This is a genomic window from Staphylococcus sp. GDY8P57P (genome assembly GCF_017892585.1).
Lineage (GTDB): Bacteria > Bacillota > Bacilli > Staphylococcales > Staphylococcaceae > Staphylococcus > Staphylococcus borealis.
Map to the genome: position 1 here is coordinate 79,332 of NZ_JAESLK010000018.1, position 13,495 is coordinate 92,826.

14 protein-coding genes and 1 pseudogene are annotated in these 13,495 nt (G+C 33.1%); 3 read left to right on the forward strand and 12 right to left on the reverse strand.

Going from position 1 to position 13,495, the window contains the following annotated elements:
* Nucleotides 1–116 precede the first annotated feature (116 nt).
* The gene (locus KA878_RS05525; protein ID WP_193839433.1) at nt 117–932 is read right to left on the reverse strand and encodes a thermonuclease family protein; all 816 of its coding nucleotides are present in this window, start codon (nt 930–932) and stop codon (nt 117–119) included.
* A 127-nt stretch (nt 933–1,059) separates the two neighbouring features.
* Between KA878_RS05525 and KA878_RS05530 the strand changes: the two are divergent.
* Nucleotides 1,060–1,579 (forward strand): annotated as a pseudogene (locus KA878_RS05530) (transposase); the annotation flags it as partial.
* Here the strand turns inward: KA878_RS05530 and fakA are convergent.
* Both fakA and KA878_RS05540 read right to left on the reverse strand, forming a co-directional pair.
* Entirely contained in the window at nt 1,555–3,213 is a 1,659-nt protein-coding gene (fakA, locus tag KA878_RS05535; protein ID WP_193839434.1) for a fatty acid kinase catalytic subunit FakA, read from the reverse strand. The pseudogene KA878_RS05530 and the gene fakA sit on opposite strands and share 25 nt — an antisense overlap.
* Nucleotides 3,214–3,233: 20 nt before the next feature.
* Nucleotides 3,234–3,602, reverse strand: coding sequence for an Asp23/Gls24 family envelope stress response protein (locus KA878_RS05540; RefSeq protein ID WP_011275975.1), 369 nt, complete (start codon nt 3,600–3,602; stop codon nt 3,234–3,236).
* A gap of 282 nt (nt 3,603–3,884) precedes the next feature.
* Between KA878_RS05540 and rpmB the strand changes: the two genes are divergently transcribed.
* The gene (gene rpmB, locus KA878_RS05545; protein WP_011275976.1) at nt 3,885–4,073 is read left to right on the forward strand and encodes a 50S ribosomal protein L28; all 189 of its coding nucleotides are present in this window, start codon (nt 3,885–3,887) and stop codon (nt 4,071–4,073) included.
* Between the two features lie 60 nt (nt 4,074–4,133).
* Here the strand turns inward: rpmB and KA878_RS05550 are convergent, their stop codons facing one another.
* The 9 genes from KA878_RS05550 to KA878_RS05590 form a co-directional block, all read right to left on the reverse strand.
* A complete protein-coding gene (locus KA878_RS05550) occupies nt 4,134–4,775 on the reverse strand; it encodes a thiamine diphosphokinase (RefSeq protein ID WP_193839435.1) in 642 nt (213 codons plus the stop codon).
* 7 nt (nt 4,776–4,782) lie between these two features.
* Nucleotides 4,783–5,427 carry a ribulose-phosphate 3-epimerase gene (rpe, locus tag KA878_RS05555; RefSeq protein WP_075108528.1) on the reverse strand — a complete coding sequence of 215 codons (645 nt, stop codon included), beginning with the start codon at nt 5,425–5,427 and terminating at the stop codon, nt 4,783–4,785.
* On the reverse strand, nt 5,427–6,302 hold the full coding sequence (gene rsgA, locus KA878_RS05560; protein ID WP_193839436.1) for a ribosome small subunit-dependent GTPase A: 876 nt from the start codon (nt 6,300–6,302) through the stop codon (nt 5,427–5,429). The genes rpe and rsgA overlap by 1 nt, the downstream gene beginning before the upstream one ends.
* A gap of 203 nt (nt 6,303–6,505) precedes the next feature.
* Nucleotides 6,506–8,533, reverse strand: a complete 2,028-nt coding sequence (gene pknB, locus KA878_RS05565; RefSeq protein ID WP_193839437.1) for a Stk1 family PASTA domain-containing Ser/Thr kinase — start codon at nt 8,531–8,533, stop codon at nt 6,506–6,508.
* Nucleotides 8,530–9,273: a Stp1/IreP family PP2C-type Ser/Thr phosphatase gene (locus KA878_RS05570; protein ID WP_193839904.1), complete on the reverse strand. Its 744-nt coding sequence runs from the start codon at nt 9,271–9,273 to the stop codon at nt 8,530–8,532. The genes pknB and KA878_RS05570 overlap by 4 nt, the downstream gene beginning before the upstream one ends.
* 5 nt (nt 9,274–9,278) lie before the next feature.
* The gene (gene rlmN, locus KA878_RS05575; protein ID WP_210142075.1) at nt 9,279–10,373 is read right to left on the reverse strand and encodes a dual-specificity RNA methyltransferase RlmN; all 1,095 of its coding nucleotides are present in this window, start codon (nt 10,371–10,373) and stop codon (nt 9,279–9,281) included.
* 1 nt (nt 10,374) lies between these two features.
* Nucleotides 10,375–11,682, reverse strand: a complete 1,308-nt coding sequence (gene rsmB / locus KA878_RS05580; protein ID WP_193839439.1) for a 16S rRNA (cytosine(967)-C(5))-methyltransferase RsmB — start codon at nt 11,680–11,682, stop codon at nt 10,375–10,377.
* Nucleotides 11,679–12,611: a methionyl-tRNA formyltransferase gene (fmt, locus tag KA878_RS05585; protein ID WP_193839905.1), complete on the reverse strand. Its 933-nt coding sequence runs from the start codon at nt 12,609–12,611 to the stop codon at nt 11,679–11,681. Before fmt ends, rsmB begins: the two co-directional genes overlap by 4 nt.
* Nucleotides 12,604–13,092, reverse strand: a complete 489-nt coding sequence (locus KA878_RS05590; protein WP_193839440.1) for a peptide deformylase — start codon at nt 13,090–13,092, stop codon at nt 12,604–12,606. Before KA878_RS05590 ends, fmt begins: the two co-directional genes overlap by 8 nt.
* 177 nt (nt 13,093–13,269) lie before the next feature.
* On the opposite strand from KA878_RS05590, the gene KA878_RS05595 reads away from it, so the two are divergent.
* Nucleotides 13,270–13,473 carry a TM2 domain-containing protein gene (locus tag KA878_RS05595; RefSeq protein WP_053029220.1) on the forward strand — a complete coding sequence of 68 codons (204 nt, stop codon included), beginning with the start codon at nt 13,270–13,272 and terminating at the stop codon, nt 13,471–13,473.
* The last annotated feature ends 22 nt before the right edge of the window (nt 13,474–13,495 follow it).

The window sequence follows — 13,495 nt, forward strand, 5'->3', positions numbered from 1 at the left end:
AAGCGTCTTCTCAGTACAGTCAGCTACTGCGAATTTGCAAAATAGCTTTATTATATTATTTATGTATTATATTATTTATGTCCAAGCCTCACTCTAATTCACTGAACGATACATGTTTAACGTTCACATGCCCATCCATCTTTATCGCGGTCAAACTTTGTTTGATAAGCAGGATGACCCTTTTTCACTCCATTTGGATATTTCTTTCTCAATAAAGTGCAATTTTTATAATTTTCTGTTGATTGCTTTTTCGTTGTCTTTGAAGTTGACGACGTTGATGTTTTCGGTTTAGTTGATGATTTTACAGATGCTTTTGCAGATGATGTTTGACCCGTCTTAGCTTTCGTGTTCGACGTTGTTGTAGACCATATATTTAGCTTTTCAGCTTGTGCTTTGGATTGGCTTACCTTTAACATTTGTTCAAATGTATTGTTCGGCGGATAGATATAAGTCACTCTAGCTAATCCTTGTCTGACAACCGCTTCATTAACCATTCTACCATCTGCATAAACGTATGCTAAATAACGACCATATTTATCTGTTCGTTGACCACGATCAAATTGAACTTGTACCGTACGCGCATTAGCCAACATTCGTGTTGTAAATTGACTAGCCTCCGGACCATATTTTTGAACAGGCTTTCGTGGATCCTTAGTTTCAGGTGTATCAATCAACAATAATCTAAAGGTTGATTTCTTCCCTTTATAAAGTAATTGAACAGTGTCTCCATCAATACCTTTAACAAATTTAACTTTCTCTTTAGTAAGTGCACTACTTTGTGCATTAACTCTATTGAGTGGCATTGCTATAAGTGTAGATGATGTTGTGATTAAAATCACCAAAGCTGTAACTGCAATTGGTTTCTTTTTAAAAAGCATGAATATAAAACATATGATACTAAGACCAATAACTACTAAAAGTATATTTCCCATGTGCATACTCCTATTGTTTAATATACATATATTTTATACTAATACATATTAAAAATACTATTAAAATTTTAATATTTTAACATTTGTATTTTTTGTAAGCATTAAACACATGTAGATATGAACTATTTTATGTTTTAAACGGTATACCTATCGTCATGATAAGTATGGTTTTAAATGAAACTTCAAATTATATGAATGAAATGTTTGTTCAGAATGTCCGCTGAAGAATCAATGTATAAACTTCCATTCAAAAACAAATAAAATAATAATGAAGCATTATAACTGGGAGTATTTTAAATACCAAATTAACAAAAAGCTTTCAGAACTAGAAACGAAAATCATCTACAGTCAAAGGAAATTTGATGTGGTGCTGACTTTTGGATTTATGAAGGCAATTTTGGGTCTTGCTCGAATGTCTGTATGAGGGATAAATAAAGTCAAAAGAGAACTTGGTTTTGTATGAATCACACTTAATATAAGAAAGGTAACAACTCAACGAGCTGAAAATAATCACAAAAATTATAAAAAAAGACAATTTCTATATTATTTCAATAGAAATTGTCTTAATTTACTCATCCAGGAACTTTATGTCCCGGATCCTTCATAGCTTTTCAATTGATATTTATTCGACTGAGAATAAATATTGATAGATAGGTTGGCCACCGTCATGTTCTTCTACTTCAACGTCTGGATATTCACTTTCAACCCACGCTACTAATTTATCTGATGTTTCAGTATTTGCATCCTCACCAGCGATAATAGTTAAGATTTCACTTTCTTCATTTAACATCGCTTTAAGTAAACCTGTGATTGTCGCAAATTCATCATCATTACTTGTCACAATTTTACTTTCAGATAATCCCATGAATTCGCCTTTTTTAATCTCTACGCCATCAATTTTAGTGTCACGAACAGCAAATGTTACTGAGCCTGATTTTACACTATCTAAAGCGGTTGTCATATGAGATTGATTATCTTCAAGTGATGATGACGGATCGTATTGGAACAAGGCCGCAATACCTTGTGGAATAGATGTTGTAGGAATTACAACTGTATCTGCTTCAACTAAAGTTGCAGCTTGATCACTCGACATTCTTATATTTTTATTATTTGGTAAAATAATGGCACGTTTACATTGAGATTGTTCAATAACCTTTACAATGTCTTCAGTAGATGGATTCATTGTTTGTCCACCGCTTATAATATGTGTCGCACCCATAGATGTAAATAATTCTGAAATGCCATCACCCATAGAAATAGCAATAATTGCTGTTTCAACTGTTTTTGATTCTTCTTGTTGGTCTGCATGATGATTTTGCTTTTCTTTTCTAATGACTTCACGATGTTGTTCACGCATATTTTCAACTTTTAATTTAATAAGCTCACCATACTCTTGACCATAGTTAAACACATCACCTGGTGTTTCAGTATGTACATGGACTTTTACAATTTCATCGTCATTAATAACGAGTAATGAATCACCAAAATGACTCATATCTGTTCTAAATGTTTGCTCATCAAATTCTCTTTTATCTTTTCCAAAACGTACCATCATTTCAGTACAATAGCCATACTTAATGTCTTCAGTGTTAATTACGCCATGGAAGTCATGCTCTTCATGCACTAGCTCTTCTGTGTTTAATTTTTCTTTTTTCACTTCAATCGTTTGGCCTGTTAAACCTTTTAAGAAACCTTCATAAACACATAATAGCCCTTTACCACCACTATCAACTACGCCAACTTCTTTTAATACAGCAAGTAAATTGGGTGTATTATTTAATGACTTTTCAGCTTCTGCAATTGTATATTCCATAACTTCAACACAATCATCTGTTTCTTCAGCTTTATTAACCGCTGCCTTGGCTGCATCTTTAGCAACAGTTAAGATTGTCCCTTCGACTGGTTTCATTACAGCTTTATAAGCAGTGTCAACACCTGCTTGGAAACTACTAGCAAGTTGTTGTGCATTAATTTCATTTTCCGTTTCAATATTTTTACAGAATCCTCTAAATAATTGAGAAAGAATTACACCTGAGTTACCTCGAGCACCCATAAGTAATCCTTTAGAGAATGTCTTCCCTAATTCACCAATACTTTGAGATAAATTATTTTCAACTTCCTCACGTCCAGAAGTAATTGTAAGATTCATATTAGTACCTGTATCACCATCTGGCACAGGGTATACATTTAAAGAATCTACTAAATCTGCATTATTAGATAAATTTTGTGCCCCTTGTATTATCATATCGGCAAATAATTTACCATTAATTTTGCTAATCATCCTGCTAAGTCCTCCTATACCTACTTGCCCTTATTATTAAGTCTTACACCTTGTACAAATATATTAATTGAATTCACTTTTACATTGAGTGAGTTTTCTAGTGTGTATTTTACTGATGATTGTACATTATTAGCTACTTCTGAGATTTTAACACCGTAGCTAACGATAATATACATATCTATATCAATGACACCATTGTTTTCTTTGACTTCGATGCCTCTAGCATAATTTTCATGTCCTAAAATTTCGGCAATACCATCTCGCACTTGTTGTCTAGATGCCATACCAACAATACCATAACTTTCAACAGCTTTACTGCCTACTACTGAAGCAATGACTTCATTTGAGATATCGATTTTACCATAATCATTTGAGATTTCTATTGTCATCTTTATATTCCTCCTGAATTTTGTTTAAAAATGACGAAACTATAAACATTTACAATTAAATTCATTGTAGAAATTAACCGATTCTTCCATAAATAAGTCTTTATAACCTAATTAAATGTACTACATAACTCCTCAGCTTACAATTATACCATAAATTATAAAATTCAAAACATTTTTAGAGAAATACCCTTTAATTTCATTGCTTTAAAAATTTATATATGGTATCTTATTTAAGTATATAAGTAGTCAAGTGTATTTATATTTATTAAAGGAGGTACTTTGATGGGTAAACAATGTTACGTAACAGGTCGTAAAGCATCGACTGGTAATAATCGTTCACACGCTTTAAATGCGAATAAACGCAGATTTAATGCTAACCTTCAAAAAGTTAGAATTTTAGTTGACGGAAAACCTAAAAAAGTTTGGGTTTCTGCTCGTGCTTTAAAATCTGGTAAAGTTACTAGAGTTTAATAAATATAATGCACTAAAAAATGCCTTCATATGTGGTGAAGGCATTTTTTATGTTCTTTTTTAACTTGCATCCTTACTTCTCATTTGAAGTACTTGTCCGTTATGTAAGATGATTTCCGCGACAACTTCTTTTACTTCATTAGATAATGTAAGTGTCGATCCTTTTTCTAGAAGTTGCTTATTCAAATTATATTTAAAGCCCTTCAATGATAAAACCACATTTTCAGTTACTGGAATAAATGATACATATGGGAAATGAAGTGATTTTTGAATTTGATGGGTACCTTGTTTCAATAATTTAATTTCATTTTGATCATCTTCCACAATAATTGAAATATTTCGTTCTATATACTTTGGTTTTTGCAATATTTGCATGACACCCATAAAATGATCTAACCTACCACCAGTTGCGCCATAAATATGTATTTGCGTAAAGCCTCTATGAACAGCTTCTTCTACACCTAATGCTAAATCCGTATCATCTTTTTCAGCTTTGACCGGCTTAATATTCAACTGATGTTTGAGTTGGTGACGTTCTTCATCTGAAACAGAATCAAAGTCACCAATTGAGAACGTCGGTGTGATGGCATGGTTAACAAGAATCAGTGTTCCTCTATCAATACCACCCCAATGTTCATGCTTTTGAGTACTCAATACTTGTGGAGGTAAATGTCGGTCACTACATAATAAATTGATTCGCATAATAAAATCAGCCTTTCAGTAATTGTGTCACATTGCTATAATCCTTTTGATTAAAGAAATAAGAACCTGTAACAAACATAGTTGCCCCATTATCAGCACATAATTGGATAGTTTCATCATTGATGCCACCATCAACTTCAATATCAAAATTTAAATTTAAAGATTGTCTTAAATCTCTAAGTGACTTCACTTTTGATGCACATGCTTCAATAAATGATTGACCACCGAAACCTGGATTGACTGTCATCACTAATACATAATCTACAATCTCAAGAACTGGTAATAATACTTCAACTGGTGTACCAGGATTAATGACAACGCCAGCTTTTTTACCAGCATTCTTAATCATTTGAAGCGCTCTATGAATATGTTGCGTAGACTCGACGTGCACGGATATCATGTCAGCACCGTGTTCAGCAAAGGTGTTAATATACTGCTCAGGTTGCTCAATCATTAAGTGAACATCAATTGGTAATTGAGTAGCAGTTCGAATTGAATCAAGAATTGGCAAACCAATCGAAATATTTGGTACAAATTGACCGTCCATCACATCAAAGTGTAAACCATCAACTTGTGCTTTTTCTAAAGCTTTAATTTCATCTTCTAAATTTAAAAAATCAGCGGATAAAAGTGATGGATAGATTTTTTTCATTAATATCTTACCTTTCTATTTGAAATTTCATTAAATAATTGAATGTAATGATCATAGCGGAATTGTGCTAAATGACCACTCTCCAATTGTTGCTTAACATGACAATGAGGTTCTTTAATATGATTACAGTTTCTAAATTTGCATGCCTCGCCATAGTGATTAATATCTATAAAATAGTGTTTCAATTCATCTTTTTCAATATGATCAAAATCTAATGCACTAAAGCCTGGTGTATCTGCAATAAAACCAGATTCCCTTTCGAATAATTCTACATGTCTCGTTGTATGTTTACCACGGTTAAGGGATTTTGATATATCATTGGTTTCTAAATTTAATTCTGGTTTAAACGCATTTATAAATGTCGACTTACCGACACCTGATTGACCACTTAGTACAATAAGTCCTTTCGGCCAAGAAGCGACTACTTCCTGTTTAGACGTATCTTTGCCAACAAATTGAGTATTGTAGCCAATAGTTTCATAAATGTTTAACCATTCATTAATTTTTTTAATGTCATCATCAGACGCTAAATCCTTTTTAGTCACTAGTATACTCGGTTCTAAATCATATGAGTGCGCAATAACTAGAAAACGATCTAACAATTGTGTTGAGAAATCTGGTTCTACAGCGCTCATCACGATGATTAAGCCGTCAATATTACTAACTGGTGGTCGTTTCAATGCATTATGACGATCGTGAACATGATGAATGTAACCTTCATTGGTATTTTGAATTTCAAAATCAACAATGTCCCCTACAATTGGTGAAAACTTCTTTTTTCTGAAAAGACCACGTGGTTTAGTATCATATAAAGTTCCATCTACATCTACTTGATATACACCACTAATTAATTTAATAATACGTCCAGTTTCCAAAATGACACCTCTTAATCATTATTTATATTTCACTATTATAGCAAAACCTTAGAGAATATTATATCCAGAACATATTTGTTTAAAGTCAATGTTATCAAAGCGAGTTCGATTTATGTTTACATAATATTTTTATAGTTCGATATAAAAATTAAAAAACCTTTTAGTGAATGTTTGATCGCTTTCATTCACTAAAAGGTTGAATTTTAATATTCTATATCTTTATCTGCAATAATATCGCCATCTACTCTAATGGTGTAACCCGCGTCAGATCCTTCTTCAATTTTAAGCGGAATCGTGATCGTTCTATCACCTTTTATACTAAACGTTTGACTCGCAGATGCGCCACTATTGTCTTTATCTCTTATATAAACTTGAACTTTTTGACTTTCATCGTCTCCCGTATATGGGATATGATATGTTTCGGTGTAATTTTTAACTTTCTTAGCGTCGTCGTCCTTATCTTTACTAGAATCATTAGATTTTTCGTCTTCTTTATCTTCGTCTTTAGAAGTTGATTTTCCTTTCGAAACAATCAGTTGAACTGTACTTCCTTCATCAATTTCTGTATTTTTTGGACTTTGTGAAATAATATTATCCTTTTTCTCATTATTACTTGATTCAGTCGTTATTTGTACTTTAAGACCATTTTTTTCAAGTTCTTTCTGAGCAGTTTCAACATTTTTATGTTCATAATTTTTCACGTATACTTTTTTAACACCTAAAGACTCAGTTAACGTGATTTGGTGATCATTCACACGAACATAACTATCCGGATTAACACTTTGTTTGGCAATAGCACCTTTAGGTATTTGATTATTGTATTCTTGATTCACTGTTACATGATCAAGTTTAAATTGTTTTAATTTATCAAGTGCATCAGCTTTTTTCATTCCTATAACATTCGGCATTTTAGCACGTTCCGGTCCTTTTGAAAGCACGATATCAACTTTTTCATGTTGATTCACTCTTTCACCTTGTTTCGGTTTTGTCTCGATGATTTTATTTTCTGGATAGTCATCACTATAGTCTCTAGAAATATTGCCAATTTCTAAATGAGATTGGCGTAATATTTTTTCTGCTTCTTTTTCAGTTTTACCCTTAAGATCTGGCATTTCTGAATACTTACTGCCAAACATGCCCATCGCAATAAACCCAAATAAACTTACGACTAATAACAGTAAAATCAACGCAATAGCAAATTTTTTCTTTTTAGAACGCTTTTTCTTTGGTGGCTCGTAAATTTGCGCCTCGTTAGTTTGGAAATGGTGCTCATTGACAATAGGTATTTGCATGGTTTGAGCGATTTGTTTCTGCTCATTTTCTTCCTTTATTTTACTTCTGATATCTTGTCTATCAATGGCAACGGTATTTGTATCATCTTCTTCAATTGAATGCTTTTTTTCATTAGCACGACTAGATACAAGGACACTACTTAAGTCTTCTTTCATATCATTGACACTTTGATAACGATCCGTTGCTTTCTTTTCTGTTGCTCTAAGGACAACGTTACTTAAGGATTGAGGTATATCAGATCTTAACTCGGTTACATTAGGTACGGAATCCTGAATATGTTTTATCGCTATACTAACAGCTGTTTCGCCATTAAAAGGGGGTTCCCCAACTAACATTTCAAAAAGTACAATACCTATGGAATAAATATCTGTCGCTTCATTCGTAGTTTCACCTTTGGCTTGTTCTGGTGAAAGGTATTGTACAGTACCGAGCACATGGTTTGTTTGCGTCATAGATGTTTCACTTAAAGCTTTGGCAATTCCAAAATCGAAAATTTTAAGTGTCTTATTCTTATCAATTAAGATATTTTGAGGTTTAATATCTCTATGTATGATAAGTTTATCATGCGCTTGCGCCACACCTTTTAAAATTTGATTGGTAAAATCAATTGCTGTATCAATACTTAAAGGGCCATGACTATGTATGTATTCAGATAAAGTAGGTCCATCTATATATTCCATGATTAAAAAGAAGCACTCTTCATCTTCTTGAACATCATACACTTCAACAATGTTTTCATGTGAGAGTTGCGTTGCATTATTGACTTCTCGCTCGAAACGTTTCATTGTTTCTTCTTTTTCATTCTGAGGAATTGAGATTGCTTTAATCGCCACTTCACGATTTAAAATGGTATCTTCAGCTAAGTAAACGGTACTCATTCCTCCGCCACCAAGCTTATCCACTATCTTATATCGTTCACTAACTAACTTTCCAATCATAGATGATCACCTTCAATAGTTGCTATTAAAACACTAATATTGTCTTTAGAATCATGGTTTAGTGCTAATTGAATAAGCTGTTCACCATGTTCTTCTAATGATAACGACGTATTGAACGCTTCAAGAATACGTTCACTTCTGACATAATCTGTTAAACCATCAGAATTCAACATTAAAAAGTCATAATAATTAAATCGTTTCGTAAATATATCTGGACTTACACGTTTATCTGTTCCCATCACTTTAGTAATAATATTACGTTGTGGGTGTGTGAATGCTTCCTCTTCAGTAATTTGACCTGACATAACTAAATGGTTAACAAATGAATGATCATACGTGATTTGTTCGATTTCTCTAGAATTAATAAGATATGCTCTAGAGTCCCCTATATTTGCCACAACCAAGTGCTTATCGAATACAAGGGCACAAACACATGTTGTACCCATACCCTTATACGATTCATTTGTTTGAGCGTATTCAAATAGCTCACGATTAATCTCTTTTAAATTGAAACGCAACCAAGTTTCGGCTTGTTCATACTCAATAAAATTTTCAGCTTCAAAACGTTTTTGAAGCTCATACGTAACAAACTGACTTGCAATTTCCCCCGCTTTATGACCACCCATACCATCGCATAGTACTAATAATTGTTGGTGAGTTTGGTTATAAAAAATACCTCCTGCATCTTCATTTTTATTTCTATGTTGTCCAGTATCTGTGAAAAATTGTGCGTTTAGCATTGTGATTACCTCGTTTCTACTTGTCGTTCCTTCGCTCTTAATTGTCCACATGCCGCGTCAATATCTGATCCTTGTTCTCTTCTAATTGTAGCATTTATGCCCAATCGTTTTAATTCTTTTTCAAATTTGAAAATATCATCTTTAGGTGTTTTAACGTAATTACGTTCTGGAACATGGTTTACTGGTATTAAGTTAACATGACAGTTTAGATCTTTAATAAGATGCGCTAAATCACGTGCATGCTCTAATTGGTCATTGACGCCACCAAATAATCCATATTCAAATGTCACACGACGATTTGTTTTTTCTTGATAATATTGAATTGCTTCCATTAATTTATCTACGTGGTAAGCTCTGTTAATTGGCATTAATTTAGAACGAATGTCATCTTTGGCTGCATGCAAACTTACGGCAAAGTTAATTTGAATATCTTCTTCAGCAAAATCATAAATACGTGGAATAATACCTGATGTTGACGCTGTTATATGACGTGCACCGATATTTAAACTATTGTCATCATTAACGATACGTAAGAAATCCATCATTTCATCATAGTTCTCAAATGGTTCGCCAATTCCCATAATTACAATTTGAGATACACGTTCATCTGTCGCATCTAATGCTTTTTGAACTGTTAAAACTTGTGAAACAATTTCTCCTGCTTCTAAGTTACGTTTTAAGCCACCTAATGTAGAAGCACAGAACGTACAACCGATACGACATCCAACCTGAGTCGTTACGCAAACTGAATTACCATAGTCATGGCGCATTAATACGGTTTCAATTGTATAACCATCTTGTAATTCAAATAGGAATTTTATTGTCCCATCTTTACTTTCTTGTTTTACAACAGTCGTTAAAGTGGTCATAGCAAAGTTATCTTTTAGCACTTGACGAAGATCTTTGGATAAATTCGTCATTTCATCAATACTATCTACACGTTTTTGATATAGCCATTCAAATATTTGCTTAGCTCTAAATTTTTGTTGGCCATGGTCTACTAACCATTCTTGCATTTCATCATATCTAAGTGAATAAATCGACTGTTTATCAAAGTCAGGCAAGAATTTATTTTTCTTCTTTTTTTCAGTAGTTATCATCTTAACTTTCCTTTCTTTTTATTTTTGTGATGAAAAAGCCATCTGAATTAAAATCTTGGGGTAAAATCTGTATTGTTTTGACTAGTTCACCGCTAACAGGATGTGTCATTAATTCAAATTCAAAGTCTTTATTATTTTTTAAGAAGGTATAAATCACATTTTCATTTTCGAGTTGTTCAATCGTACACGTTGAGTAGACTAGAGTCCCACCAGGTTTCAAGTTTTCTTTAACATTGTCTAATATCTGTAACTGTAATTCAACCAAGTCTTGAATATCTTGCTTTGTTTGAACATATTTAATTTCTGGCTTATGTCGTAATACGCCTAAACCACTACATGGTGCATCAACAAGTATTTTGTCATATACATCTTTATATGGTTTTGTTGCATCATGATCAAATGCTTTAATGTTCTTAAGTTGTAATTTTCCAATATTTTCTTTAATTAAACCAATTTTATGCTTATGAATATCTGTCGCATCTACATGACCACTTGATGCTAATAATTCTGCAATATGACACGCTTTGCCACCTGGTGCACTACATGCATCCAAAATAACATCATTGTCTTCGACACCCATTAAATATCCTACAAACATTGAACTCTTATCTTGAATTGAAATATTTCCATTTTTAAAATTGTCGGATTCAATTATTGGACGTCCTTTTAAATGTAAGCAATAAGGAATCTGTTCATCCACTACAACGTCATATCCCTCTGCTTGTAACCCTGAAACGACATCTTCAACTTTATTTTTACTTGTATTGACACGCACAGTACTTGCAGTTTGTTCCATAAATGAAGCTGCTATTTCACGTGTGGTCTCAACGCCATAATGCGTAATCCAATGCTCTATAATCCACTTTGGAATACTATATTCAATCGCCATACGCTGCTTTTCATTTTTAATGGTCGCTAAACTTGGACATTCACTTCTAAAAATTGTTCTCAATATAGCGTTAACAACATTACCATTATGAGGACCACCACGACGTTTCGCAATATTAACTGCCTCATTTATAATGGCGTGATTAGGCACTTTATCTAAATAAATATATTGATACAAACTCATCAATAATAATTGTCTGACCCAACTTTTAATTTTCGTTTTTACAAAAGGTCTAAGATAAAAATCCAGCGTCATTTTCCGTTTTACAGTTCCATACACGAGTTCAGTGTACAAAGGTTTATCAATACTAGACACGTCCCCGGTAGAAAGTACCTCATTGATTCTTAGGTTACTGTACGCATAATCATTAAAGATTTCTTGAATTGTTTGAAATGCTAATTCTCTTACTGTTTGTGTCATTTTAATAATTTCCCAACTAGCGATTCTTGAACACCGCTTAAATAATTTGCTGCTAGCATACGTTTTTTACCAGCTAATTGAATATCAGTTAAGGCAACTGCATCATCAGAGCCTGTAGCAACTATAATCGCTTTTTTAGTCGTTTCGACGATTTCCCCTGGTTGTCCATTTTTATTATGCACGATATGTGCAGCATACAATTTCAAGTTTGTATCATCCATCGTAGTATAGCCAACAGGCCATGGTGATAATCCACGTATATGATTATGAATATCTTCAGCAGTCATTGTCCAATCAATACGTTCATCTTCTCTACTAATATTTGAAGCGAATGTGGCTTGCGTATCATCTTGAGGCGTACTATCATTTGTACCATTGATAATTGCTGGTAATGTTTCTTTCAATAGATCTGCGCCTAATATACTAAGCTTATCATGCATCGTGCCTACATTATCATCATCTTCTATATCAATTGCTTTTTGTGAAATAATATTGCCAGCATCTAACTTTTTAACCATATACATAATTGTTATACCAGTTTGTGCCTCACCATCAATAATTGCTTGATGTATGGGCGCACCACCACGGTATTTAGGTAACAGTGATGCATGGACATTAATAGCGCCTAATTTAGGTAATTGTAGTAATGTCTCAGGCAATAATTGACCAAATGCAGCAGTGACAATTAAATCAGGTTCTAATTGTAACAGTTGTGCCAATTCGTCAGATTGCGCTAATTTTTCTGGTTGATATACAGGTAAATGGTGTTCTTCAGCCACTCGTTTAACAGGTGGTGGTGTTAATACACGTTTACGTCCCACTGGTCTATCAGGTTGCGTTACGACTGCGATAACGTCGTGTTCTTCTATTAACATTTCTAATACCTTAGTTGAAAAATCAGGTGTTCCCATAAATATCACTTTAGTCATTTTCAAAATACGCCTCCACTTCTTCATCAGTTAATAAATGCTGTGCACGCTTAGTAAATGATATACCGTTTAATTGGTCAACGATGTGTAAAATCATTCTCGCTATATCATCATAAGCGGTTAATTCTATCGTATTACCTTCTAAATCATTGGCTTCTACAGTTATCATTTTACTTCGTTCGACTTCCCCGTAAATACCTGGTGTGTTTACTGAACCTTCAAGATCTATAACTTTATCTTTAGACTCCGTTTTAATTATAGGATTGATGAGTTGTAGCAATCCTTCAAGTTCCATATCAATGATAGCTACTTGCTTACTAATACCAATTTGAGGTGCGCAAAGCGCTGATGCCTCATTAGCATATAATGTATCTTCTATATCTAATAACAAATCTTTTAATGAAGCATCAAATGTTGTTATGCGTTCCGCTTGTTTCGTTAATACAGGATGCGTTGACTGGACTAATTTTTGTATCGCCATTTATTTTGCTCCTCCTGAAAAAATTCATCATACAATTATAACTTAATTCACTTTGAATTGCGACCTTAGTCTGAAATTTATCCATTCCAGCTACTATTAATTGCTTTTATTTTTCAGTCTATTAAAATAAAAGTAACTTAACTTATCATCACTTGCACAATTAAAGGAGGTGCCAACATGGAAGTAAATAAAATTATTTATATTGTTTTAGCTATATTTTTAGGTGGTTTCGGTGTCCATAAATTCTATGCCGGTAAAACAATGTCTGGTCTTTTACACTTATTATTCTGTTGGACAGGTATTCCACATATCATTGCAATCATTAGTGCTATTCTTACACTATTTAGACCAGCAGATGAAAACGGTAATGTTGTCATGTAAAAACTAATATTTACAAAAGAAA

Bases quoted from the DNA above. Each gene is read 5' to 3' on its own strand.
- fakA (WP_193839434.1), bottom strand. From the start codon at position 3,213: ATGATTAGCAAAATTAATGGTAAATTATTTGCCGATATGATAATACAA.
- pknB (WP_193839437.1), bottom strand. From the start codon at position 8,533: ATGATTGGAAAGTTAGTTAGTGAACGATATAAGATAGTGGATAAGCTT.
- rpmB (WP_011275976.1), top strand. From the start codon at position 3,885: ATGGGTAAACAATGTTACGTAACAGGTCGTAAAGCATCGACTGGTAAT.
- rpe (WP_075108528.1), bottom strand. From the start codon at position 5,427: ATGAAAAAAATCTATCCATCACTTTTATCCGCTGATTTTTTAAATTTA.
- KA878_RS05595 (WP_053029220.1), top strand. From the start codon at position 13,270: ATGGAAGTAAATAAAATTATTTATATTGTTTTAGCTATATTTTTAGGT.
- KA878_RS05570 (WP_193839904.1), bottom strand. From the start codon at position 9,273: ATGCTAAACGCACAATTTTTCACAGATACTGGACAACATAGAAATAAA.
- KA878_RS05525 (WP_193839433.1), bottom strand. From the start codon at position 932: ATGGGAAATATACTTTTAGTAGTTATTGGTCTTAGTATCATATGTTTT.
- KA878_RS05590 (WP_193839440.1), bottom strand. From the start codon at position 13,092: ATGGCGATACAAAAATTAGTCCAGTCAACGCATCCTGTATTAACGAAA.
- rsmB (WP_193839439.1), bottom strand. From the start codon at position 11,682: ATGACACAAACAGTAAGAGAATTAGCATTTCAAACAATTCAAGAAATC.
- fmt (WP_193839905.1), bottom strand. From the start codon at position 12,611: ATGACTAAAGTGATATTTATGGGAACACCTGATTTTTCAACTAAGGTA.
- KA878_RS05540 (WP_011275975.1), bottom strand. From the start codon at position 3,602: ATGACAATAGAAATCTCAAATGATTATGGTAAAATCGATATCTCAAAT.
- KA878_RS05550 (WP_193839435.1), bottom strand. From the start codon at position 4,775: ATGCGAATCAATTTATTATGTAGTGACCGACATTTACCTCCACAAGTA.
- rlmN (WP_210142075.1), bottom strand. From the start codon at position 10,373: ATGATAACTACTGAAAAAAAGAAGAAAAATAAATTCTTGCCTGACTTT.